Below are 24524 nucleotides of genomic sequence, written 5' to 3'. Positions count from 1 at the left end.
CACCTCTACGATTGTCACCGGTGCACGTTCGATGAAGCCGGCGGCGTTCCAGTGAACAAGGAACCCGCTCCTTCGCGGTACGGCACGGCACCCAATAGCCGAAGCGCCTCCCACACAGTGACTTGGTTGGCTGTCAGTACAGGCTTGGCCACTGCGGCCTCGAAACGCGCAATTCCGCCGACAGTGCGCATGGCTGTATCTGGCACCAAGATCGCCTTGGCCCGCGGGTGATCCGCGGCCCGAACGAACTCCAGAACCTCGTCTTCGGACAAGAGACTGACCTCGGGCCCAGACATGATGCCATGACTTTGCCCACCCACCACATGATGGCCTGCCTCTTGAAGGAGATCCAGAAAGGGCCGGGTGAGCCCTTCGGGATACGACGCTGCAACCGCAACTTCATCGATATCTAAAGCATCGAGCGCTCTGACGAACGCAAGCGACGTGCTAGATGCGGGACCTCCGAAGTCCTCCGCAAGCTCGTCGACCTGTCGCTGCGCTCCGTTAAGACCGAACACGAAGCTCCCGCTCGTGCAGGCCCACACCGCGACATCAGCGTCTCGGCTCTTCAAAGTAATCGCTCCGTCGCCAAGCCGCCATCGAGCCCCAGTGTCGATGAGCGCCTCGATGGTATGGACGTTGTTAGCCTCGGCGTAAGTCGTGTAGGCAATATCAGCAATCACGGAGCCGTCGGGAAAGAGATCGTTAACTAGGCGAGGGTAGTCGTTATCGGCCCCACCCACGGACCGACCTCCGTTACCAGGGTATAGGAACCCAAGACGCTGTTGATGCAGTTGCGACATAGTGTCAATGCCTCCAGAAAATCATTCACCGGAAGCGGTGTCCGAAAAGATTCCATTGTTCTCCGCCCCCTGAACCAAACCTCAAGCCCGTTCCCTTGAACCGGTCCGGGAATGGCGAATTGCCAAAACAGTGGCACACGAAACGGGCATCAAATAAGGTGTTCTCGGTTCTCTCCGGCCTTCACCCGCCTAACTGTACCTGCAAATTGCCGAAAAATGCCGCGCAAGCCAGCACGCATCAGACCGGTTGCGGTGCGGTAGCCAGAAACCTTGATCGTCTTCTGGCCCATAAGTCGAAGGGCGAAAAATGCGGCGGAGGCGGCCGCTTTTCGAATTATTTTCTCTGCATGCATCTGGTCGATTTCTTCTACTGAGACAGGTGCAACTTCGAGATAACCTTCCGCGACGGCGGCCTGCAGCAACTCTTGGCCGGCTGACGTGCGAACGATAGCCACGTTCGTTCCCGGCGCCTCCTCGTGAATTGGCCGGCCGTCCCGCAGTATCCAGCCGTCGGGCGCAGAAATATCCGCCACCTCTCCGACTTGGTCAGGACAAACCTTACAGCGAAACTGAAGTTCGTAGGAGAACTTCCCTGTTTGGTAGGCTCCCGGATAGAGCAAGTCGTAAATAGCCCCGTCGTGTGTCTGGACGCGGAGCGGGCCAGGCCACCCCTCCCCGCGATATCGATACAAGGCAACGTTTTGCTCATCGATGCTATGGTGGCGCAACACCGCCTTAGCAACGTGAGCGGAGAAAACCCCGCCACAGAAAATGGTCAACATGTAGGGGATAAGCTGCCCGACCCGAGGATCGACACGCCCAAGGGCGCGAATAGCCGAGATGTCGCAAGGTTTAGCGATCACCGCAAAGCGTTTGCCCTCGTCGAGCAATCTGTGCACATTGACGAGAGGCGACGATGGGCCATAGCGCGACTGAGCCGCACCTAGCACATCGTCGGGCGTTCTCGAAATTGTGGACGTTGTAAGCCATGGCTTTTGATCGTCGGCACGTACATGCAACACCGCTTCGACACGACCACTGGCCAGAAGATATCGACCGAGCGCCGTCAAGGTGCCACCGGCTGCGGCCTTGTGACGGACGACCGGATCGCTCGACCATGACCTATGGATCTCACGCATCGGTCCCCACACAGGATGGGTGGTGACCCCTTCGGGTTTGCCGGGTCCTTGTACTGACACGCCTGGGCAGGTGGCCATGATCTGCGCGTTTTTGTCCCTCCCGATTTCCTGTCTGACGAGGGGCCGCATATTCCCTTCTATATTGATGCCCATGGAGATGGCGGGGCCAGCGATGCTGGCGCATAGTCCGCAGCCCGTGCAAAGGCCCGAGCCGACCACCTCCTCGATCGTCTCGGCCTGCGCCATGCGGGACCGGTGTACACCATTCTGTTTATCCACCGTGGATTGTCCCTCGTCATAAACTCAGGCGCGCTGAATAAGCAACCGAGTGCATTGCCAATCGCTCCAGCCTGATTGCCCTTGCGCTGCTATTATGATTCAACCGACCAAAGCATTTTCACTAATTTGCGCAGGTGAATGCAGTAAGTCTGCGCGGATAGACGAGGTATTGATGTTTTACTTCGCCGCACGACATCTATCGCAGGTCGGCGGACTTGTTCGTGGCGAGCTTGATCAGTGAGGTCAATCTGATACCCCATCACGCTCATATCGGGCGTTGTTCACAGTCCTGCAGGCGAGAAGTTGTCTGCGCCGCAATGGACTGACGCAAACACGGATGCAACTCTTTGCATCCACCCCGAACACTGCGGCTCCAAATGAGAGCCGCAGCGATCTCTGGTGAGAATCGGGGGGCGCATTGCCGACATCACATCTGTTGAGATGCGACGATCTTAGAACTGCAGCGAGTCCGGATTGGTCGCCCGTTAAGAAGCTGATTTGAGCGCGGGCGGAACGGCGAGCAGCCGAAACAAGGCGTTCATGATTAGGCGCAACGGAATCCTTAGCCAGGCGGGGACGAGGCGCAGGTTGTGGCGGACGGCGGCCGCATCGCCCTCCCGACTTCTGAGATAGCAGCGGCGAGGTGTCCGTCGTGTTCATGTGACCGATCACGGGCTTGATGGCTGAGCGGCGCTGAGCTAGCGTTTGATGGCGTCGAAGACGCTACGCCTCTGGCCGGAGGCAATGACGCGGCGCGGGTTTTCCGTTTTGTGGCCGCGATAGCCCTTGTCATACGGTAGCCTCGATGACACCGCGGAGCGTGTGGCCGTCCTATTCGTTGCCCGGCAGCGCCTTGGCATGCAGCACGAACTGGCCGCGCGGGCGGGGTCGGGGTGAACCACCGCACCCTGGATCACGGAGAGCTGTTGAACCGGCTGTTGGCACAGAGCGTCACGGCGCTGGCGGCGGAAGGATTGATCGACTTGGCGATGTTGGCGCAGGATGGGGTTCGGGTACGGGCCTCGGCCGGGGCCTCGTCGTTTGGCCGGCGGGCGCGGCTGGAACAGCGGATTGCCGACGTGAAGGCGATTCTGGCGGAGCTTGCCAAGGAGGTGGGGAGCGACCCTGTGGCCAACGAGAAACGGCTGCGGAAACGGCGGACGCAGCGGGCCGCGGAACGGCTGTCCCGGCTGGAGGCGGCGGTGGCCAAGGTTGCGGAGATCGAAGCGCAGCAGCCCAAGCGTAAGCCACAACCCGCGCTTCCGGACGACGACTCCCCAGACGGCAAGTCTTCGACAAGCGCTCAGGCGCGGCACAAAGAACCCGCGTGCCTCGACCACCGACCCCGACGCACGGGTGGTGAAGATGGCCGATGGCGGGTTTCGTCCGGCCTACAACATGCAGATTGCGAGCGTCGCCGGGGAGCAGATCGTGGTGGCGGTTGAGGTCTCCACCAGCAGTTCGGATCGCGGTTTGGCCCGACCGATGCTGGAGCAGATCGACGCGACCTACGGGGCACTGCCGAAACAGCATTTGATCGACGGCGGCTTCACCAAGAATGACGAAATCGAATGGGCGCACGGCGCCAACGTGGCCATGCATTGCCCGCCGATCGTGAACAAACGCAACACCGACCCGTTCGCGCCGCGACCCGACGACGGACCGGGCGTGAGCGCGTGGCGGAAACGGATGAACAGCGACAGCGGCAAGGCGACCTATCGGAAGCGCTCGATCCATGAATGCAGCAATGCCCGGTTCCGGCAGTGCGGCCTGGTGCAACTCACCGTACGCGGCCGAGCCAACGCCACCATCGTGCTCACCTGGTACGCCGTGGCCAACAACATCCTCCAAGGCGCGCGGCTGAGACGGATGGCTGCCGCCGCCTGAGCCGAGGCCCAGCGCTTCGACGTCACACCCTCAACTCACGGTTGCCTCACCGTGTGCCCCAAGCGCCAGCGCTGACAAAACAAACGATTGTTGCCGGAAACCTCACAGCAAAAGCCCGCCACGCTCCCGATCGACATGCGATGCAAAAAATCACAAGCTCTGACTTCATAGCTCTGGATTTCGCACCAGTCGCAGGCTTCGATCGCACATGATTCTTTCTTCTATCCCGCAGCATTCGTCTTCGCGACGGCGGCAATTCTCGCCTTCCAACACACGTACGGCCGTTCAATCTGTTCAACCAGACAGTGCCTGAGTATGATTCGGCGCTCTGTAGCCTTCCCAAATGTGATCGACGTGTGGGCAACCCTAGGGGAAGTTGATGTCGGACAAGAAATCCCTAACGACTGAGAAGTCTCCGAACGATATCGTGGTAGCGTTTCAGTTGGCACTCTTTGAAATTGGCGAGCGATGAAGATCGGTCCAACCTTCGAATATTTCTGGCCCCATGGTGCCGAGGGAGCGATCCACGCCTGCACACTGTCCTTGGGCGGAGCGATTGCCGCACTTGCCTTGAGCCGTCAGCCAATTCTGACCGCGGCCGCCTTGCCACGAGCAGCGGCGTACCGCTGGCGAAGCGATCGAGGTTATCTTGTGACCTCGGCGCCGACCTCGATCGGGTGAGATCAACCCCACCAGAAGATGTAGGTACGGTGGCAATGAAGATATGCAACACTAGTCTCTAGCAAACAGGAGGCGATATCGAATATCGATGAAGCAAGCGATAACCAGCCATCGAGAGGCGCTAACCTTGATGTCCGGAAATGTCTTCAATGCCTTTCGTGTCACATCTAAATCGTTTTGTCTGGCGAGAACGCCACAATCTTGGAGAATTCTGCCGTGAGTGAAATGGTCTTGATGGGTAACATCATTCCGCGTACCGACATCGTCAAACGCACGGTGCGCATCGGCGCTGAAATCAGGAATATCCGGCTGTCGGCCGATTTGCCAGATCAGACCATCGCTGCGATCAATGGTCTGTTGCTTGAGCACAAGGTCATCTTCTTCCGCGACCAGGGTCATCTGGACGATGTCGAGCAGGAGCGCTTCGCCATGCGTTTTGGGAAGCTTGCGCCGAATCCGACGTTCGCCGCTACCAAGGGGACGACGTCGGTCGTCGAAATTCATTCCGTATACCCACCTTTCTCAACTGACAACTGGCACATCGACTGGTCCTGCATGGACGCCTATCCAAAGATTTCGGTGCTGCGAGGCATTGTGATCCCACCAATCGGCGGCGACACCGTGTGGGCAAACACCGCGACCGCATATCTGGACTTGCCCACTCCGCTGCGACGGCTTGCCGACGACCTCTGGGCTATTCACAGCTTCGCCGTGGTTGGCCGCCCTACCGATGCCGATAAGACTCTTTATGACGACGCCCTTACTGGAGCGAGGTTCGAGACCGAACATCCCGTCGTACGGGTCCACCCCGAGACTGGAGAGCGCACGCTGGTTCTTGGCTCTTATGTGAGACGTCTTGTTGACGTCTCGAAATGTGACGGCCAGAGGCTAACCGATCTATTTGAATCTCATATCACCAAGCCAGAAAACACAGTCCGCTGGAAATGGAAGCAGGGTGATGTCGCTATCTGGGACAACCGCGCCACGATTCATTATGCGGCCAATGACTACGGCGATAAGCCTCGTATTGTTCGTCGCGCAACCATCGAGGGCGAGGTGCCCGTCAGCACCGACGGCCGACGCAGTGTGGCGCGCGTCAAGGTCATCAAGCCGCCCCCCGCGAATGTCGTCAAAGAAAGCCTTCTCGCGCAGTCAGGAACTTGACCTCGACTTATTCCGGCTTGGATAACGATGATCGGACGACCGGCGGCTGGAGCAGCTCCCGCTTTCGCGTGATCATCACGAGTCGTCCGTTCAAAAAACCGCTTCAAGCGGTGGGGGGGCGTGGACGGCTGCGATGAGGCCGTCAGGAAGAGGCACCAAAGAGTCCTGAGCCAGGCGAGGATGCGGCGGAAGTTGTGGCCGACGGCTGAGAGGATGACTTGGCGGTGTCGCCGGCGCGGCGTTTGAGGTAGCAGCAGGCCGAGGTGACCAGGTGCCGATGATGGGCTCGATGGCGGAGAGGCAGCGCAGTTCGCGCTTGATGATACCGAAGACACCGCGCTCTCTTGCGCTCCTTCCACTTCGCGACAGTCGTCTGGTTGATCCCGTAGCGCTTGGCGAGCGTTCTCAGGCTCTCTTGACTTTGTATTGCTCGACGGACTGCGTCCGTCGTGGTTGCGCAGCCGTGTAGAATTTGTCCCATGTCGCATCCTTCGAATCGTGCGATAAGAATGCACCATCAAAGCCTGGGACTAAACACCTAGATGCCCCTGATTCACTTCGCCGCAGGGCGGCCCACAATTATCCGGCTTGCGTCGGGACGACCGTATCTCGTGCCTCGTGGACGCGCCGCCGATCAAGCCCTTCGAGCCGCGCCGACAATTCCGCCGCCGACAAACGCATCACGCCATCCTCGATCTTCGGTCAGAGGAAGATGCCTTCCTCGAGCCGCTTGGCGAACAGGCACAAACCTGTCCCGTCCCAGAAGATCAACTTGATCCGATCCGCGCTTGGACACGGAACACATAAACAGCGCCCGAGAATGGTTATGTTGCACGCAACACAACACATTCTTATGTGTCGGGCGAGATTATGTGGCGGAGGCGCCCTAACGCCAGCCACGGCTAGATTCCTCTGCCACATAATAATCAGATGCTGGCCAGCAGCCGCAGGATCGTGTCGTTCGGCCGGAAGCGCGCGCTGCGGTCGCCTGAGACGCCCGCCTTCTCGAGAGTCCTCGGCGCATCATCTCGACATCCGCAGCGGCGTACCGGTGGGTTGTGGCGACCTGAGCATGGCCAAGCCAAGCCTGGATCGTCAGGAGGTCCACGCCCGACTGGAGAAGCTTCATGGCGAGGGAATGCCGGAAGATGTGCGGCGATATCGGCTTGCCCTCCAAGCTTGGCCTCGTGGACGCGGCCTGGGAGGCGGCACGCGGCACGATGTGTGTTGCGCCGAAACGCGTCAGGCGCTCGTTGTGGACCCCGACGAAGATCGGCCGCGGTTCATGATTGGCGAGGCCGCGTTCGCTCAAGGATTAGAACGCAGGGCATCGTCCGATCGTCGATCGGCTGTTCATAGAGATGGTCGTGCATAGGTGGAGGCGCAACCGAAGGACGTCGGTGATCAAGCTCTGATGCGCGGGTTGGCGACCGCATTCCCGATTGTGCGTCCGAGGTCTGCTCCTATCTTACTGCAGGCGTCGGCGCTCTTGCCGGCCACAAAGCGTCTGACGGGCATTCCCTCTGCCGTGGTCCTGCCTCCGCCCGTGCACGATGACTAGAAGAGCGCCCAATCAGGCTGTCTGCACTTGCTTGGCGACTGCCCACATGAACCCGACCAGTGCACGGGCGATAGCGGTGCAGACCACCGTTGTTCGTTTGCGGCGCGCAGCCAGCTTCGGGTAGCGGGCCGTCAAACGGCTCTGCGCCTTCCAGGCAATCTCTCGCACGGCTGGCGACGTCTGCTCGAGCAGCCGGTATAGCTTTATCTTGCCGATCTTCGGCGGGTGTCGATATGTCCAGGCGCTCTCGACCAACATGTGGCGAACACGGCCGTTGCCGGCCTTGATGATGCCGCCACGTCTGACAGACTCTCCCGTCGATCGGTCGCTTGGCACCAGGCCGAGGTAACCCATAAGTTGACGTGGGCTCTCAAAACGGCTCACGTCACCAACCTCGGTCGCGAACGTCACCGCGACGACCAGACCGACGCCGCGCAATGTTTGGAGCGCCCGCACGAGCGGCTCCAGAGACCAGGCCGAGACGAACTTCGATGAACTGCTGTTCCTGGAGCCAACGCAAATAGCGCATCGTCCAGCCTTTTTTGCGGGGATAGGTGCGGCCATGCTTGAGCATGAAGGCACTCACCTGCTGCCGATGGATCCGCAGCGTCTCAACCGCTGCCGATTGGGCTCGAACCAGGTCGCGTATCGCTTCATGACCTTCATCGGGAACCCACACAGCTGTCAACTCGCCGGCGCGCAATAGCCGCGCGAGAGAAACGGCGTCCCGACGGTTCGTCTCCACACGATCGCCCGGCTTCCTTGGGATTAGCGATGGCGCCACTACCGTGCATTTGTAGCCGAGGAACCGGATCAGGCGATAAAGACCATAGCCAGTCGGGCCGGCTTCGTAACAGAAGTGGACACGGTCAAAGCGGTTGGCGATCCGCCCAAAGACGCGGCGCATGTTGGTGGCCGAAGCATCGACCTTACCGAAAAAGCGAACCTCCCCGTGGCGGCCTGCGTCCGCTTCGCGACTGCGTTTCTGAGCTTGGCTACATCGATTCCGACGAATGCTTCCCTATAATCTGCCACGGCTCGTCCTCCTGTGATGAGGATCGGCTCGGTCCACCCGAGCAACCCTCGGACCCTCAGTGTAGGGCGAGCCATCTCATCGGCAGAGGCGGACATACGGTCTTACTATCGAGCATCTGCTCGGCCAGAAGCTTCTTCAGCTTCGCGTTCTCGTCCTCCAAGGCCTTCAACCGCTTCGCCTCGGAAACGTCCATGCCGCCGAATTTGGACTTCCAATTGTAGATCGTCGCCTCGGAGCTCCCGTGCTTGCGAGCCAGGTCGGCCGTCTTTGCCCGGCCTCATGCTCCTTCAACACCGCGATAATCTGCTCTTCCGTGAACCTTGCTGACTTCATCTGTCCGTTCTTCGTCAGGCCGGACTCGAGCTTCATCCGGAGGAAATACGCAGTGGAAGGTCACCCAATACTGAAAACGCTCAGAAGCAGACGTCTTTTTGAACCGGGCGGAAATCGCAGGATTCATGCAGGGTACGGGCTATCCAGCATCAATCCGGAAAACCACTCCAATTTGGTCCTGCAAGATACGAGTGGCTTCTCAGACTGTAAAAAACGACTGACGGCTCCAAATGCAGCCGTGCGGCTATCTGCTCCACCCCAGACCAATGTTCTGTTGCTGACATACGATTCCCAAATCGACGCGAAGGGGCGAATCTACGCCGATGGGAAATATCTGATCACACCCGCCCTCAAGCCAACGCTCGCCGACAGCCCCTTATGCGCCAGCTACGCCACCTTTTGTGCTGTGTTCCTGTCCCGGACCAGCGACTCGAGCCACTCGCGATTAGCTACTTACTTGAGTAGGGCGCTGGCTCCAGCTCGTTCTGTTTATCTCTAGCGCAAAGAGCCGGGCAGCGCTGCTCATTATTCAAATGAACGGCAGGCGTCACCGATGCGTATAGCCCGTGCCGGCAAATCTACTCGGTCAGAATGGTCGCGTCGGTTGCATGCCACGAGGCGACACAGGGGCAACCAATCTCGAGCATGGCTTCAGCCGACACGTTCAGCACTTTCGACTTGAGCTGCAATCCGGAGTCGCTGCGGAATTCCAAGATCGTCGCGTCTCCAACGAATGTCATGTCGACAATGCGCCCCTGAATTCCCCCTGAGGTTTGGATACTATCAAAACGCGAATGTTCGGGTCGCACGCAAAGCGTTGCATTGGTGTCCGCGCCAGTCCATCGCTCCGCGGGCAATCTTTCGCCTGCAGCATTGAGAGCGACGCCAGATTTGATCGTCGCAGGTATGAGGTTGACCTCACCGACGAAACTCGCGACGAACAAGTCCGCCGGCCGGCGATAGATGTCGTGCGGCGCAGACACCTGTCGGATCCGGCCCTCATGCATGACGGCCACCCGATCGGACATGGCGAGCGCCTCATCCTGATCGTGCGTGACGTAGACCATAGTCTTGCCGACCTGCTTATGCAAGTTCTTGATCTCGTTTCTGAGATGCTCGCGCAACTTCCTGTCCAGCGCGCCCAGCGGCTCGTCGAGAAGAAGAACGGGCGGATCGAAAACCAGTGCCCGTGCGATGGCCACTCTCTGCTGCTGACCGCCGGACATCTGGTGGGGATAGCGTGAGGCCAAAGTACCGAGGTGCACTTGGTCAAGAACGCGACGCACGCGATCTTCGATATCCGCTCTGGCCATACGCCGCATACGAAGCGGATATGCCACGTTCTCGGCAACCGTCATGTGCGGGAAAAGCGCATAGTTCTGGAAGATCACCCCGAGTTCGCGACGGTGGGGCGGCAGGCGCGTGATGTCCTTGTCATCCAATAGCACTTGACCGCTGTCTGGCAGCTCGAAACCAGCGATCATCATCAGAGTTGTCGTCTTTCCCGATCCGCTGGGCCCGAGCAACGAAATAAACTCTCCAGGCGAGATGGAAAGACTGACATCGTCAACGGCCGTTGCACCGCCGTAACTTTTTTGCAAGTTATGCAGCGCAATGCCACCGCTTTTCACATCGGTGCGGCTCAAGCTAGCTCTCATCAACATTTCAGCTCCCTAGAGTCGTTTAAGTACTTAGTTATCGCAAAACCTGCGTTTGAGTTCGATCGGTCAGGTGTTCTTCCGGCGCCTCAACACGGCGGCGACGAAGATAACTGTCCCCGCGAAAAGCATCTGCAACGTGGCCACGGCCGCAATGGTGGGATTGATATCCTGCTTAATCCCTTCCCACATGCGCATCGGCAAGGTGGTGATCTTTCCGATGCCGAGGAACAGCACGTAGACGACGTCGTCAAACGAACTCAGGAACGCAAAGAAGCTGGCGACGATGAGGGCTGGCATAACGAGCGGCGCGATGATCGTGCGGAAGGTCACGAGAGGCCCTGCGCCAAGGCTGCGGGCCGCACGCTCGTACGACGGGTTCAGGTCGCGCAGATTGGCGACCACGATCACCACCACGTACGGGATTGCGTGGACCGCGTGACCAAGTGCCAAGCCGAATTCGGTGCCCTGAAGGCCCAGCCGCGCAAGCAGGAAGTAAGTCGCGACCGCCGCTATAATGCTCGGCATGATGATCGGCGAGAGCACAAGGGCGACCATTGCTCCGCGACCGCGGATGTTGCCGCGCGATAAGCCAAAGGCAAGCATACTGCCGAGCACGGTGGCCATGCCGGCCGCCATTAAGGCAACGCGGATGCTAGCGACGGTTGCGCCTATCCACATTGGATAGGAAAAATAGGCTTGGTAGTTGCGCAGCGAATAGCCTGGCAAGGGGAAGACAAAGTAAGCCGAATCGCTGAACGAAAGGTACGCGACGATCAGTACCGGCAGGAGGAGAAGCACCGCCAGGAAGCTCGCCAGGATCGGGATACCGCGGCCTCCCATCGAAGGGAGCCAGCGGTCGAGTGCATTTGACGCGGAGCCGACACGCATCAGCCATTGGGTTCCCATTTGTCGGCGGGTGAGGGTTTCCGAAACGACGTTGCTATCGGACATTCCCAGAAGCTGCTCAATGGGAAAAAAGCGGGAGCCGATCCACAATATTCCGAAGACAGTTACCAAGAGGACCACGGAGAGGGCTGAGCCGAAGTTCCAATTGAGTCGTTCCACGACTTGGGAGCTGATCTCCATCGTAATTGTGAGGTCAGATAACCCACCCATCAATGCAGGTGTGATGTAGAAGCCGAGACAGTAGATGAAGACGAGCAGGACTCCCGCAATAAGTCCCGGCAGGCTGAGCGGCAGAAATATCGTGAGGAACGCGGCAAGCGGGCTCGCGCCGTTGGCCCTCGCGGCACGCAGCAACCTCCGGTCGATTCTGGACATGACTGTGTACATCGGCAGGATCATGAGCGGCAGGGCGATGTGCGTCATGCCGACGATGACGCCGAACCGGTTGTAGAGCATGGTGACCGGCTGGGACACCAAGCCGAGCTGAAGCAGAATCTCGTTAATGACCCCACTGCGCCCAAGCAGGACAACCCACGCGAAGGTTCGCGCCAGAACGCTCGTGAAATACGGCAGCACAACCGCGATGAGTAGGAAGGTACGCAGCATCGCTCCGCCCGTCGTGAGGGCATAGGCGATGGGGTAGCCAAGCACGAAGGCGAGCGCAGTCACCGAAATGCTGATCTCTAGCGTGGTGCGCAATATGACGATGTAGGCAGGGTTCTCGCTGATGCGTAGGAAATTTGCCAACGTCCAGTTTGGCATCCCAAATGAAAGCAACAAAAGCTCCGTGAGCGGCATGATAAAGAGCACCGCAAGGAAGATGCTTCCAGGCAGAAGCAGCCATGCCCACTGTGTGGGCCCGGGCGATGACGAAGCCGAGGACTTCGCCCGGCCGTGGATTACGATGGAGCTCATTGCGTCCTCCATGCCTGCCAACGCTCCTGAATGTGATCTCCGTTGGGTTTGCCGTCTGGGCGCTTCGCCGCGAGCCACGTGAAATTCTCGCTGATGGTCTTCGCAGCGTTTTCCGGGTTTACGTTGAGTAGCGGAATCAAGTCGGCTGGCAGGTGCTTGAGCTGATTTGTATTCGGCCCCGCATAGCCGGTTGCCTGCGTAAAGGCGGCCGCAATCTGCGCGCGGTTCATAAAGGCGATCAACTTTTGCGCGTTCGCTGAGTTCGGGCCACCTTTCAGAATCGCCGCATGGGTACGACCCAGATAGGCCCCCTCCCAGACCAGTTTGATCGGCACGCCCTGACGGATCAGGCCGACCAAACGGCCGTCGAACGCGGCGGTCATCACGTATTCTCGGTTGACCAGGAGCTGGGCCGATTCTCCGCCGGAGCTCCACCACTTCGAAATGTGTGGCTTGATCTCGTTAAGTTTTGCGAAGGCGCGATCGAGCTTGTCATCGGTAAGGGGCCAGATATCCTTGGCTGCGACACCGGCGGCAAGCAGCGCAAACTGGATGGCATGTCTGCCGAGGACAGCCTCGAGCCCCCGCGGCCCCGGAAACCTCTTGACGTCCCAGAAATCCACCCAGTTTTGCGGCCCGCCCTTCAGAAAGGCGCGTTGATTATAAGCGAGCACCTCTGCCCATTGAACAACTGCAACTGTTTCTTTGAGACGAGCGTCGGACGGCACGCCCTCTAGCGACTCTTGATCCCAGAGACTGTAATCGATCGGCACGAACATTCCGGCTTCATGCATTGCTGGATAGTTCTGTAGTTGGAGGTAAGCAATGTCCCAATCGACGCGGCCCGCCTGGTTCATCGCCTTGACCTGGGGCTCGGCATTATCGGCGATCACATCGAGCACCTTGATGCCAGTTGCCTCCGTAAACGGCTCGTAGACAGCTCGCCGCATGCCATCAGTGTAAGGGCCACCCCAGCTGAAAGCCACGACTTCACCACTGCCAGCGAGCTTTTCCTGCGCCCCAGCTGCGGTGGCTTTGGCGACGAATGGCACACTTAGTAAGCCCGCCGTTGACTGAAGCACTGAGCGGCGGCTCAGGCAACCGAGTGAACGATCACCAGGATGCTGCTTGGTCATAACCTTCCCCCTTTGTTATGCAGAACTGGCTTGCTGCATGGAATGATCACCAAAGCTGGATGAAGTACCAGTAGCCCGCAACCTTGAACACGCTTCAAGGACCATGATCCGCACGGTGAGGGTTCCCCGGGATACCGCCCGCATGAACACAGCCGGCCATCTACTCAGCCATACGAACATAGGCCGGCTATGCGGGTTACCGCACGGACGCGATGGCCACGTTTCGAAATGGTTCGTCCGGGGAGGCGCTCGACATGCGACATCGCCCTTTCGCTGACATCAGCTTCGTCGGGCTCGTAACAGCCATTGTGATTTGTCACCTCCGGATCGCGCCAATCCGCAGGACCCCAGCCCCATGCTGCGTGGATGGCTTGTGGTGCATTTCGAACTGCGGCAGCATTCTACAAACTTTCGTCTTGAGGCGGAGGAGACCTCGACTAGTCGGACACGGAAAAGTGTAAAGCGTGCCTGCGCCCTAAAAATGCAAAAATCGGCCCGAATCCGGCGAAATCGAGCGAAATCGGCCGGTGATGCATAAGATTTCACCAAATTCGCGGTTTGCTTGCATGAGCCCGCACGGCCTACTCAAAGCTCCTCAGTGCCTTCCGGGAAGCATAACGAAACGAGGCCAACCTGGCGCGGATCATCATGAGGAAGGCCATCAACAGTTGAGCGGGCCTTCGAGCTAACGAGCGGGGTCGCAACCGCCTTGTCGGCCGTAGATAGATAAAAGAGCTCCGCGCGCTCGCTAAAGTAAGATGCAGGCTTTCGCTGCCCTGAGCGCACACGAGCACGCGGGCTTCTGGCTATCGCCCGCTCTTGCGCGATGATCGCACCTACTGCCGCGCCTCGTTCGCTCCCCGCACCGCGTCCGTCTCATTCCCGATGACAGTTTGTTTCGGATTTCTGTGTCGACGCAAGGCAGAATGTCGACGGCCCAGGGGGTGGCATTCGAAGATGAGTTGCAAGCCGAGCGTGCAGCACTCGACTAGCAAAGGATTATTGAACTCAGCCTACGCGGAAGATACCGCACCATGCACTGAACTGAAACCGGCTACTGTTCAAACATTGGGGCGCCGAACCAACAAGCGCCAGGTGGTTGTTGTGCTCGGGCGTCCGTATTCACGGTAGTAAGTCGCTAGCATTACGGTTGCAATTTTTGCTCCCGCGATGGACTTGCGAGCGTTGCCCGATGAGCCCTGCGCCGGGACGACTATACGAGGATGTGGGCGTGCGGGAGGCGCCGCTAGGCAAGCCTGATGGCGATGCGGCGGATTTCTGGATCAGCCAGCGGATCAAGAACGATGCTTCGGTCGAAGCCGCGGCCGCGTTTTTTTGAGCGACGGTCCGATGACGGATGACGGCCATCATGGCGAAAGCAAGCATGACGAGTGAGACATGGCGATGCCAGCCATGCAGGGAGCGGGTTTCGTTGTGATCAAGGCCGAGTTCGTTCTTGGTGCTTTCGAAGCTGTCCACGATGGCCCAGCGATGACCTTCCACGGACAGGAGCTTCGGCATGGAGGTGCCCTAGTACCCACTTTCCCTGGGAAGTGAGTCATGATTCAACATCGGGATGATACCCGAAGCAAGAGAAGTCCACCTTTCGAGGAAAGATCGCAAGGTGCTTGAGGAACGTTGCCGCTCACCGGTGACGTTGCAGCGCGATTTGAAGCGGGCGCGGATCGTTCTTTTGGCGGCGGATGGGCGCAGCACCCGATCGATTGCCAAGGAGGTTGGGGTCCAGCCGCGGATTGTCAGCCTTTGGCGGCATCGCTATGCGGATCATGGTCTTGAAGGTCTGCAAAGCAAGCCGCTGCCGGGCAAGCAGCCGATCTATACGAAGGCCACCGACAAGCGGATTTTAAAATTGCTCGATAAGCCGCCTCCCGCGGGATACGCGCGCTGGACTGGGCCTCTGCTGGCTGAGGAACTTGGTGATGTCGACGTGCAATATGTCTGGCGGTTCTTGCGCAGCAACAAGATCGATCTGGCGGCTCGCAAGTCCTGGTGCGAGAGCAACGACCCGCAGTTTACGGCCAAAGCCGCCGACGTGGTTGGCCTCTACGTCGCCCCGCCCAAGAAGGCCATCGTCCTATGCGTGGACGAAAAGCCCTCGATCCAGGCCCTGGAACGAGCGCAGGGCTATCTGAAACTGCCCAACGGCAGATCCCTGACCGGGCAAAGTCACGACTACAAGCGGCACGGCACGACCACGCTGTTTGCAGCGCTGGAAGTCGCCACCGGGAAGATCCTTGCGGCGCATTCGAAACGACGTCGTGGGTCGAGTTTCTCGACTTCATGGATCGCGTCACCGCAGCATTTCCGAACCGCCAGCTTCACGTCGTTCTCGACAATCTCAGCACCCATAAAAAGAACGAGGAATGGCTCAAGGCACATCCCAACGTGAAATTTCATTTCACGCCCACCAGCGCGTCCTGGCTCAATCAGGTCGAGGTGTGGTTTTCGATCTTGCAGGGGCAGTCGTTGACCGGCGCCTCATTCACAAGTCTCAAACAGCTCGAGCAGCACATCGATGCCTACATCAACGCCTACAACGACAAAGCCGAGCCATTCGTCTGGACCAAGAAAAAGGTCCGCCAGCGCCCCTTCAAGGGCCGCCGTATCACCCGGCTATGATTCCGGGTACTAGGAGCACCATGCGGTGAAGAAGGTCAAGCTGCCGTCGGCAATGTTGCAGCGGATCAGAAGACTCCGCGTCCATTCGCCGACAAGGGCGCGTCGTTGTATTCACTGGCCTTAAGATCGGCCAGCTTGAGATAGGCCCAGTCGTGCCAGCACGGCCCTTTGATCTCGTCGCCGGACGGCAGGAGGCGTCAGGCCTTCTTGGGAGGCTCTGGGCTATCGCGGAGGCGTGCCGGCGACAGGCTGCTGCTTGCCCCAGGAACGGAACACGTGATTGGAAGCGACACCCAGAACACATAGCCCCGCCTTACGCAGCAGAATTTCGATCTTGCCCGTGCTATACACGCTGTCCGCCGCTACGAACAAGAACGGCACCTTTGCGGCGATCGCGCGAGCGATCATTCGAGGCGCGACCTTGGGCTTCGTCGCAAGGCCCGCATCGCCCGGGACATGCGCTCCCGGGACATGCGCTGCCTTCAGGCGAGCGGGGTCGTCCGTCCATTCCTTTGGCAAGTAGAGTGCCCGATCGATGAAGGCATAGCCATGCCGCGACACGTAGGCGGCGAACACACCGATCTGGCAATTGGTGATCTTGCCCGCCGAGCCGGGGTACTGGCCCGCGACGCCGCATGCAGCCTTGCCCTATTTTGAGAAGCCGGTCTCATCGATGACCAGAATTGCGTCCTCATCGCCTACTCACTTGCAATGTCGCGCAGCTCAACGGCGCCCCACCGCCCCCGACCCAGGACTGCCTGCTGGCGCGACGGGCCTAGATCGCCGGCTGCTTCCGCCGACATCCAACCCGTCTCGTACGGCTCGTAGCCCAATAGTCCGTCGAGAAACTGCCCCGCCGAGGTCGCGACCCGCTCCTGCGTAAACAGTCGACGGATGCGCTGCTTTACATCTCGCAACGACGAAGCCCGCAGGGTCAGGGTATCCTCAGCCGACGCACCACCAATCATCAGATCCCGAATCATGGTCGCCGGTGGAATTTAGACTCTCGATAAAAATGCAACTGTAGTGCTAACGTTGACAGTGTCGACACGCGGGAAAACATTCTTTCGCGGCTTAATGGCTGGCCTGCATGCTTCCCTACCGACGCTTCGCCGGCATCCTTGCGGATGCCTGCGCACGACTCGGGACCGATGTGGTTCGCTACACCTTCATCGTAATGGACTTGCGCCATCAACTCGTTACCGGTCTCCCGGCACACCATTGCTCGACTGCGTGAGCGATCAGAAATTCCTTCTCGGGAATACAATCAGTCGCCTTTCGCAAGCACGCACTGGCTGTCTAACGAGTTGGCCACCGCCAGCCTCTTCTAAGAGCTGCGCCTTAAGTTATCGTGCAGCGCGTAGGCGATGAGCATTGGACCGAGAGCGACCTCTGTCGCTCAGTCGAAGTAGACGAAGAAGCGAGCTTCGATGCTCCTACGCTGCTTTGCGTCAGGATCTGCCCGACGATTATCGAATGCCGCGTGAGCCGCCCTTGCATTAGAATTCTCATCCGAATCGTAGCCCTTGAACAGAATGAGATCGCTTGGGCTCATATCAGGGAAGTAGTACCAACGCTCAAGGGGGTTGTAGTGAAGGACGCAACTGTTAAATTTGGAACCGACATCTGATGTGTAGTCATGCACCATAACATCGGTCTCGAGCAACGAGTTGTTATCGCAGAGTGCCAAGGGGAAATCCTGCGGAGATGGTGAAAGAGCACGCCACGCTTGAATGAGCAACAACCGAGAATACGGTTCGATCGGAATACCCTGCAGTTGGTTCTCACGCGCGGCAAGCACGGGACAATCAAGCGGTGCATAGTCAATATGAGCCATCCCGCCCGGCCCCCTTACGCCGGGAGTGGAGTTCTCGCCGGCCGAGCGAACAATGACGCTTTCTCGGCGGGCCACGACCCGCGAGGCGTTGAAGCAGCTCTTGATGAATGGAATCATTTCCTTCAGATACTGGGCACACAGAACTTCCGAATCAGCTTCGTTCAGGCAGGCGGCCTTATGTTGAACCAGAGTGAAGCCTTCTCTATCGAGGGATAGCTCTCCCACGATCGGACGCGCATTGCGAATAGTCACGTCGTAGCTGACCATGGGCATCTGATATCTGGGCAGATGGACCTCGGGAGCCTTTTCGTCGGAAGTGCGCCGGGCGAAGGCAATTTGGCCTTGTACGAACTCGAGTTGATCACGGTTTACTCGCACCGTCGACAAAGCTCGTGCTGCATTTGCCATGGACGCCTCCTTCTCGCGCCTTCATATAACGTAACCGTAAAGCCAGAAACGAGTCCGAATGCAGCGTAAAGCCGGCGGCAGGCGTTTAAATTCTGCAAAAGCAGAATATTACCGGCGGGCGATGTCCGAGAAGCGGTTAGAGGTTGCTGTCATCTCACGTGAAAGCATCGGGTGGATGGAACAATGAATTCCAGGGCCTTCACCACCTATCCAACAGCTCTAATAAAATGCTGTCTTAAGAAGTCACAGGAACTGTTGTGCTGCGCCCTTTTACCAAGCTGCCTACCAGCATTGAACCAAACGGAAATGCGGAACAGTAGTCCGCGTTAGTGGCGGAGGCGCCAATTTGAGTTCCCGCAGCTTCTCGTGAGAGGCACATAAATCTGGCGACGCCACTCTGCCGATAACGACTTTACGTCGATGCGCGGGACTTGATGGTTGCTGCCACGGACTGGTGATCGTTGCAAAGCGCGCCGCGGTCTGGATCGTGCTTGCTGCGACGCCTGCGTCCTGCAGAACCTTTTCATGTGCATCGATGCAGGCGCCCTAGCCGTTGATGGCGGAGACCGCCAGTGACCACAGTTCGAAGTCCGACTTGGCCACGCTGGCAGCGCCGCCCGGAATGTGATTGGGATTCGTGGCGCGATCTCCAGCAACGCGAAGTTATCTGATCATGCGGCGAGGTGGATTTGGCTGATCGATGGGCTTTGTGGCGAGCTCTTTCCAGCCATCGACTTTCACATGTTGATTTGACCCGAGTCGAGCAGCGTCCGGAACAGGATCGCTTCCGTGTTTGTCAGCCGATGGCGGCACGGTCTGCGTCTTGATCCGTCGCTAGAACTCCTCGTGCAGCCGCTCGATGGGATTGGTGGTACGCGCGCTCTTCCACTGGCTCGGCGGAAGACGCGTGAAGAGACTGTCACCGGCTTCCTGCAGGCTGTCGGCCACCGCCGGATGCTTGAGCCGCCATTTGCGGATCAAGGGCTTTGCGCCGCGCCTCGATCTCCTCGCACGTCGCCGCGTAGATCATGTCGTTGTGATCGGCGGTGACCTCCTCGTGCAGGCGCTCCGGCGCATACCCAACAGGTTGCGTGCTTGTGGACCGTGCAGCGCTCCACTGGTACGCCGTCCCACACGGCGGCGATCGCGCTTTCGAGCTCAGGCGCGCCGTCCACGATGAGGAACTCGGGCCACCGCAGGCCGCGCCTGATAAGATCGTCAAGCACCGTCCGCCAAGATTCGGTGCTCTCGCTGCCCATCGCCTTGACCGCGAGCAAGATCTTCTGGCCCTCCGCGCGCATGCCGACGACAACGAGCAGTGAGATCGATATGGCCTTGCGGTCGAGCCGCACCCGCACACGGTGCCTTCGAGGATCGGCCGCACGATCGGCTCCTCGGCCAGCGATTGGTCATTCCACGCATCCCAGTCGCTCTTTCACTTTGCACCACACCCGGCTCACCGTGTCCTTGCCGATCGCGCCGCCGAACAACGCCCCTAGCGCGCGGCGCACACGGCGCGTGTGGGCCTGCCAGGTAACAGCCGGCGATTGGCGCGTCGGCGGCCAATGTGCGACGTTAGTAGGCCCGCAGTGCGCCGCTTTTCCACTCGGTCGTCTTGCCTTCGGACGTATTCAACCGGGCGCGCGGCACTGCGATCTCCACTTTCCCGAACGTGCCCAGCAGTGGCCGCGACCGATGCCCGTGGCGATGACCGGTGGCGGCGGGCGTGACCTCCGAATCGCCGCTCGCCTGCCTCGCCCGTTGGGCATAGCGAGCGCGCTAGCACCTCGTCGAACTCAGCGTCGAACATCGCTTGCAGGAATTCTCAGATTCGCTTACGAAGGCCGGCTTCGATCGGGTCGAACCAGTTGTCGAAAAACAACGCCGTCGTCTCGATTTCGGCACGCGGCAGGCAAGGCGTCGTGATAGTCTTCATCATGGCGTGATCCCCACCGGCGCTGAAACGCCGGAATCGCGTATTGGTCCAAGCTGGAGATTACGCCGCCTTCATTTTCCAACACTCCCGCCACGGCACCCAGCCGGGATTGCCGATCACGTTCATGCGCGGCCGTGACGACATCGCTCCGCACTCCTTGTTCGAGGCAAGGTGCACGAAGCGATAGTGATGTTGTTCATTGCCATCACAGAGGCAGCCGCCTTCGGCCGCGATCGCCGTCGCCGTCAGCTTCTCGGCCGCGGGCGCCTCGAACGTCGACATCACATGCGCGTAGGCTTTTGGCGTCCGCGCAAACGGCGGCGGACTAGCCAGTCAGCAATCGTGGATCTAGAAGGCAAGAATCACTTTCGAGTGATTGTCGTCTCTTTCGCAAGCTCATCCATTACCTGCTTAGTCGCCCGATACGCCAAGTCAACGATCTCGTCTATTTCAGACTCGGATACAATGAGAGGTGGGGCGAAACCAAGAATGTCGCCGTGCGGCATCGCTCGGGCGATAAGGCCCCGATCACGAGCAGCCTTCGAAATGCGAGCGCCCACCTTGAGCTGCGGATCAAATCGGCATTTTGTCTGGCGATCGGCCACAAACTCGATTGCGCCGAGCAAGCCCACGCCTCGGACCTCACCAACGATTTCTAGCTGTGCAAAGCGTTCCTTGAGTCGCTTTTGAAAGTGCGAGCCGACTGTCCTCGCGCGATCGCTCAGCCTCTCCTTCTCGACAATATCGAGGACTGCGTTGGCGGCAGCGGCCGCAATCGGATGTCCGGAATAGGTATATCCATGCGAGAATGCGCCTACGCGATCGGCTGCCTCCTCCATCACCGCATAAACTCGCTCACCAACGATAGCTCCGGAAAGCGGCACGTAGCCCGACGTCAGACCTTTGGCCACAGTCACCAAGTCAGGCTCGATCCCGTACAACGTGCTGCCGAAGTCAGCGCCAGTTCGACCGAATCCACAAATCACCTCGTCGGCGATCAGCAGAACATCGTAGCGCCTGAGCACGGTCTGAATTTCAGGCCAATAGCCCGCCGGCGGCGGCGTGATACCGCCCGTACCCAGCACCGGCTCAGCAATGAAGGCACCGATTGTTTCGGGCCCCTCTCGCACGATCAGCTCTTCGAGCTCAGCTGCACGGCGGCGAGAGAACGCCTCCTCCGTCTCGCCTGGTTCCGCGCCCCAATAGTGATGAGGTGTGCCCGTGTGCAGAATGCCTGGAAAGGGAAGGTCCATGTGATCATGATAGAACGACATACCCGTCATCGAACCGGAGATTACTGAGCAGCCATGGTAGCCACGCTCGCGCGAAATGATCTTCTTCTTCTTAGGCTGGCCACGGAGATTGTTGTAGTACCAAACGAGCTTTGCTTGAGTCTCGTTGGCGTCTGATCCGGATAGCCCAAAAAATACTTTGCTGGGCTTGCCCGGCGCCATTCGCACCAGACGATCCGCCAAGGTTGCCAGCGCTTCGGTCGTGTGGGCTGCGTAAGTATGATAGTAAGCAAGGTTGTAGGCTTGCCGCGCGATCGCCTCCGCCACCTCGGTCCGACCGTATCCAATATTTACACAGTAAAGGCCAGCAAAGCCGTCTATGTAACTACGCCCCTTCGCGTCTTCGACGCGAATGCCTTTTCCCCCGGTGACGATCGTCGGATCACCAGCTTTACCAGTAGCGAATTCCTTAAGTTGGGTAAAAGGATGCAGAACACTTGAGCGATCTCGTTCAGCAATGGTTCTAATATCGTTCATATGTTTTCTTCTCCTAAGTCGCCAAATCGCCGAAGCAGACGTATTTCATTTCCATGTATTCCTCGATGCCGTGTCGCGAGCCTTCGCGACCGATACCGGATTGCTTCCATCCTCCAAACGGAATTGGCGGCCCCGTGAATGAAGCTGTATTGATACCGACCATACCGTACTCGATGCCCTCAGAAAGTCGGAGCGCTCGACGCAGGCTGTCCGTATAGACGTACGCGGCTAACCCCATCTCACTGGTATTGGCCCGAGCGAGAGCTTCTTCCTCAGAGTCGAAGGGAAGTATTGCAGCTACCGGGCCAAACGTCTCCTCACACGCGATAAGCATGTCGTCCGTGACATCACTCAGCAGTGTTGGAAGAACGAAGTTTTGCCCCAGCGCTTTGTCTGCTTTCGCGGAAATGACCCGCGCTCCCTTTGCTGCCGCATCGTCGATTTGAGCCCTGCACTTAGTGGCCACCGACAACTTCGTCATTGGCCCGACATCTGTTGCAGGCTCCAGGCCGTGGCCGACCTTGAGCGGAGCCATTGCCGCAGCAAACGCGTCGACAAAGGCAGTATAGATGCTTCTCTGCACGTAGATGCGGTTCGCTGCCAAGCAATCTTGTCCCGACGTAGCGAACTTGGCGGCCATCGCCCCTTTGACCGCCTTGTCCAGATCGACGTCGTCAAAGACAAGGAAGGGGGCATGCCCCCCAAGTTCGAGCGACACTTTCTTCACTGTCCGCGCGGCCCCCTCCAGCAGGAGACGCCCAACTTGGGTAGAACCTGTGAAGGAAAGAGCGCGTATTCTCGTATCGCGCAACAGAGGCGCGGAAAGTTCGATCGGATCACCGACGAGCACTTGAAACACGCCGCGCGGGATCCCCGCCTCTTCAGCCAAACGAGCTAGGGCAAGGGCAGAGAGCGGCGTCTCCGGGGCAGGTTTCACAATGACCGGACAACCGGCCGCAAGAGCGGCCCCCGCCTTTCGCGCAATCATGGCGACAGGAAAATTCCAGGGAGTGATCGCCGCGGCAACGCCGACCGGCTGCTTTCTGACCTGGAGCAGACTTCCCGGCTTATGGCTGGGTATCGTCTCTCCGTAAGTTCGCTCCCCCTCTGCAGCGAACCACTCGAGAAATCCAGCACCGTACGAAATTTCATAACGGGCCTCAGCGAGTGGCTTGCCCTGCTCGCTCGTTACCAGGATCGCGAGCTCCTCCGAATGGTCGAGCATCAATGACGCCCACGCTTTAAGGATCGCCCCGCGCCTAGCTGGCAATAGTTCTCGCCATGCAGCAAACGAGCGTTCAGCTGCAGTGATCGCCAACTCCATATCCGCAGGAGAGCAACGCGCAACATCCGCGATCTCCTCCCCGGTAGCGGGATCGATGACAACGTCTCTTTGCTGGCTTGCAACCCAGCGGCCATCGACGAGCGCCGCCCCCGCCAGAAAATCGCGGCGGCGCAGGCCCTCCAAGTGCCTCGCAGCAAGACCGACCAAATCCGGGCTTTTGTGCCGCACAGATTGAAAGACCATTTGAAAGTTCCGCAGTCATGTTGAAATTCACTGAGCATTCAGGATACTTAGGACGCAAATAGATTTGCGTCGCATTTCGCTGTCGCCTAGGCGGTTTCCTGCACCCCAGAGCCACTTTGCGGCGAAATTCACCTGGAGCTCGATTATGCAATATGACCGAACAGACGCCCGGATCCTCGAGATCGTGCAGAAGAACAACCGCCTGACTTCCGAGATCATCGGCGAACTTGCGGGGCTTTCTGCTACCGCCTGCCAACGACGACTGAAGAGGCTTCGCTCGGAAGGCATCATCGAGGCCGACGTCTCAATCGTTTCGGCGAAGGCGGTAGGACGACCTATTCAAATGCTTGTGCTCGTGAGCCTGGAGAGGGAGCGTGCAGACATCATCGACAGGTTCAAGAAAGCTATCAAGGGGTCAGCCGAAGTCGTGAATGGATTTTACGTCACAGGCGACGCTGACTTCGTCCTATATATTACAGCGCGCACCATGGAAGATTATGAGCAGTTCACTCGACGTTTCTTCTATGAGAATCCGGACATCAAAGGGTTTAAGACGATGGTCGTGATGGACCGCGTGAAGGCAGGCTTTGCGATTCCCGTAGAGATTCCGCACGAAGATTGATGTAGACAAGCGGCGGTGTCTCACGCTGCCGACCCATGTCGTTGCGCTCTTTTTCGGCGCGTACACGCTTAGAATGCGAGAAACCCGCACTGTCGCTCCTCTAGTCTGTAGTGCTGTCGCGCTTGCATTCACGAGAGGTCGTTGGCGGATGTATCTTCAATCAAAATTTAGGTTCTTGAATGTCGCGCCTGGCTCATTGCGGGCTCTGTTTGCGAACTAGTTGGTAGCGGGACACGGGTGCCCTTGAACGCGGCCAAGGCCATTGGTGCTGACTTGACGATAA

The 24524-nt window shown here is 58.8% G+C and carries 17 protein-coding genes and 10 pseudogenes; 7 read left to right on the top strand and 20 right to left on the bottom strand.

Features of this window, described 5'->3' with window-relative positions:
* Positions 1-14 precede the first annotated feature (14 nt).
* The 3 genes and pseudogenes from JJC00_RS07845 to JJC00_RS37880 all read right to left on the bottom strand — a co-directional run.
* On the bottom strand, positions 15-743 hold the full coding sequence (locus JJC00_RS07845; RefSeq protein ID WP_200472083.1) for a maleate cis-trans isomerase family protein: 729 nt from the start codon (positions 741-743) through the stop codon (positions 15-17).
* Positions 744-952: 209 nt separating this feature from the next.
* Positions 953-2221, bottom strand: a complete 1269-nt coding sequence (locus tag JJC00_RS07840; RefSeq protein WP_200472082.1) for a Coenzyme F420 hydrogenase/dehydrogenase, beta subunit C-terminal domain — start codon at positions 2219-2221, stop codon at positions 953-955.
* Positions 2222-2706: 485 nt separating this feature from the next.
* A pseudogene (locus tag JJC00_RS37880) lies at positions 2707-3103 on the bottom strand (IS5/IS1182 family transposase); the annotation flags it as partial.
* 44 nt (positions 3104-3147) lie between these two features.
* On the opposite strand from JJC00_RS37880, the gene JJC00_RS07835 reads away from it, so the two are divergent.
* From JJC00_RS07835 to JJC00_RS07825, 3 genes are all read left to right on the top strand, one after another.
* Positions 3148-3666: a hypothetical protein gene (locus JJC00_RS07835; protein WP_200472081.1), complete on the top strand. Its 519-nt coding sequence runs from the start codon at positions 3148-3150 to the stop codon at positions 3664-3666.
* A complete protein-coding gene (locus JJC00_RS07830; protein WP_200472080.1) occupies positions 3620-4108 on the top strand; it encodes a hypothetical protein in 489 nt (162 codons plus the stop codon). Before JJC00_RS07835 ends, JJC00_RS07830 begins: the two co-directional genes overlap by 47 nt.
* 897 nt (positions 4109-5005) lie before the next feature.
* The gene (locus JJC00_RS07825; RefSeq protein WP_200472079.1) at positions 5006-5953 is read left to right on the top strand and encodes a TauD/TfdA dioxygenase family protein; all 948 of its coding nucleotides are present in this window, start codon (positions 5006-5008) and stop codon (positions 5951-5953) included.
* A 143-nt stretch (positions 5954-6096) separates the two neighbouring features.
* Here the strand turns inward: JJC00_RS07825 and JJC00_RS07820 are convergent.
* The 10 genes and pseudogenes from JJC00_RS07820 to JJC00_RS07775 all read right to left on the bottom strand — a co-directional run.
* Positions 6097-6304: pseudogene (locus JJC00_RS07820) on the bottom strand (IS5/IS1182 family transposase); the annotation flags it as partial.
* Positions 6300-6434: pseudogene (locus JJC00_RS07815) on the bottom strand (IS481 family transposase); the annotation flags it as partial. The pseudogenes JJC00_RS07820 and JJC00_RS07815, both read right to left, overlap by 5 nt.
* Positions 6435-6655: 221 nt before the next feature.
* A complete protein-coding gene (gene tnpB / locus JJC00_RS38905; protein WP_433996517.1) occupies positions 6656-6802 on the bottom strand; it encodes an IS66 family insertion sequence element accessory protein TnpB in 147 nt (48 codons plus the stop codon).
* A gap of 37 nt (positions 6803-6839) precedes the next feature.
* Complete coding sequence (locus tag JJC00_RS07805; RefSeq protein WP_246774127.1) at positions 6840-7265, bottom strand: tyrosine-type recombinase/integrase; 426 nt, start codon at positions 7263-7265, stop codon at positions 6840-6842.
* 261 nt (positions 7266-7526) lie between these two features.
* Positions 7527-8549, bottom strand: a pseudogene (locus JJC00_RS07800) (IS110 family transposase).
* Positions 8550-8653: 104 nt separating this feature from the next.
* Positions 8654-8883, bottom strand: a pseudogene (locus JJC00_RS07795) (transposase); the annotation flags it as partial.
* 578 nt (positions 8884-9461) lie between these two features.
* Positions 9462-10529: an ABC transporter ATP-binding protein gene (locus JJC00_RS07790; RefSeq protein WP_246774126.1), complete on the bottom strand. Its 1068-nt coding sequence runs from the start codon at positions 10527-10529 to the stop codon at positions 9462-9464.
* 81 nt (positions 10530-10610) lie between these two features.
* Complete coding sequence (locus JJC00_RS07785; RefSeq protein WP_200472077.1) at positions 10611-12365, bottom strand: ABC transporter permease subunit; 1755 nt, start codon at positions 12363-12365, stop codon at positions 10611-10613.
* Positions 12362-13501, bottom strand: coding sequence for an ABC transporter substrate-binding protein (locus JJC00_RS07780; protein WP_200472076.1), 1140 nt, complete (start codon positions 13499-13501; stop codon positions 12362-12364). The genes JJC00_RS07785 and JJC00_RS07780 overlap by 4 nt, the downstream gene beginning before the upstream one ends.
* A gap of 1347 nt (positions 13502-14848) precedes the next feature.
* Positions 14849-15013, bottom strand: a pseudogene (locus JJC00_RS07775) (IS701 family transposase); the annotation flags it as partial.
* Positions 15014-15077: 64 nt separating this feature from the next.
* Here JJC00_RS07775 and JJC00_RS38710 point away from each other — a divergent pair.
* Both JJC00_RS38710 and JJC00_RS38705 read left to right on the top strand, forming a co-directional pair.
* A pseudogene (locus tag JJC00_RS38710) lies at positions 15078-15734 on the top strand (IS630 family transposase); the annotation flags it as partial.
* Entirely contained in the window at positions 15671-16141 is a 471-nt protein-coding gene (locus tag JJC00_RS38705) for a transposase (RefSeq protein ID WP_349643544.1), read from the top strand. The pseudogene JJC00_RS38710 and the gene JJC00_RS38705, both read left to right, overlap by 64 nt.
* Before the next feature lie 15 nt (positions 16142-16156).
* On the opposite strand, the pseudogene JJC00_RS37875 reads toward JJC00_RS38705, so the two are convergent.
* Together JJC00_RS37875 and JJC00_RS07760 are read right to left on the bottom strand one after the other, a co-directional pair.
* Positions 16157-17124 (bottom strand): annotated as a pseudogene (locus JJC00_RS37875) (IS701 family transposase); the annotation flags it as partial.
* A 416-nt stretch (positions 17125-17540) separates the two neighbouring features.
* The gene (locus JJC00_RS07760) at positions 17541-18386 is read right to left on the bottom strand and encodes a CmcJ/NvfI family oxidoreductase (RefSeq protein WP_246774125.1); all 846 of its coding nucleotides are present in this window, start codon (positions 18384-18386) and stop codon (positions 17541-17543) included.
* 58 nt (positions 18387-18444) lie between these two features.
* Between JJC00_RS07760 and JJC00_RS38560 the strand changes: the two genes are divergently transcribed.
* Positions 18445-18573: a hypothetical protein gene (locus JJC00_RS38560; RefSeq protein ID WP_283816805.1), complete on the top strand. Its 129-nt coding sequence runs from the start codon at positions 18445-18447 to the stop codon at positions 18571-18573.
* Between the two features lie 263 nt (positions 18574-18836).
* Here JJC00_RS38560 and JJC00_RS38900 read toward each other — a convergent pair.
* From JJC00_RS38900 to JJC00_RS07740, 5 genes and pseudogenes are all read right to left on the bottom strand, one after another.
* Positions 18837-19001, bottom strand: a pseudogene (locus JJC00_RS38900) (carboxymuconolactone decarboxylase family protein); the annotation flags it as partial.
* 48 nt (positions 19002-19049) lie between these two features.
* Positions 19050-20298 (bottom strand): annotated as a pseudogene (locus tag JJC00_RS38555) (IS256 family transposase).
* Between the two features lie 84 nt (positions 20299-20382).
* Positions 20383-20604 carry a hypothetical protein gene (locus JJC00_RS38895; protein ID WP_433996496.1) on the bottom strand — a complete coding sequence of 74 codons (222 nt, stop codon included), beginning with the start codon at positions 20602-20604 and terminating at the stop codon, positions 20383-20385.
* A gap of 80 nt (positions 20605-20684) precedes the next feature.
* On the bottom strand, positions 20685-22091 hold the full coding sequence (locus tag JJC00_RS07745) for an aminotransferase (protein ID WP_200472075.1): 1407 nt from the start codon (positions 22089-22091) through the stop codon (positions 20685-20687).
* Positions 22092-22104: 13 nt separating this feature from the next.
* The gene (locus tag JJC00_RS07740) at positions 22105-23583 is read right to left on the bottom strand and encodes an NAD-dependent succinate-semialdehyde dehydrogenase (protein ID WP_200474025.1); all 1479 of its coding nucleotides are present in this window, start codon (positions 23581-23583) and stop codon (positions 22105-22107) included.
* 181 nt (positions 23584-23764) lie between these two features.
* Between JJC00_RS07740 and JJC00_RS07735 the strand changes: the two genes are divergently transcribed.
* Complete coding sequence (locus tag JJC00_RS07735) at positions 23765-24241, top strand: Lrp/AsnC family transcriptional regulator (RefSeq protein ID WP_200472074.1); 477 nt, start codon at positions 23765-23767, stop codon at positions 24239-24241.
* The last annotated feature ends 283 nt before the right edge of the window (positions 24242-24524 follow it).

Origin of the sequence: Bradyrhizobium diazoefficiens (genome assembly GCF_016616885.1) — a bacterium.
Classification (GTDB): domain Bacteria; phylum Pseudomonadota; class Alphaproteobacteria; order Rhizobiales; family Xanthobacteraceae; genus Bradyrhizobium; species Bradyrhizobium diazoefficiens_F.
Note: the sequence above shows the minus strand (reverse complement) of the source record. Positions and strands in the feature narration are given on the sequence as shown.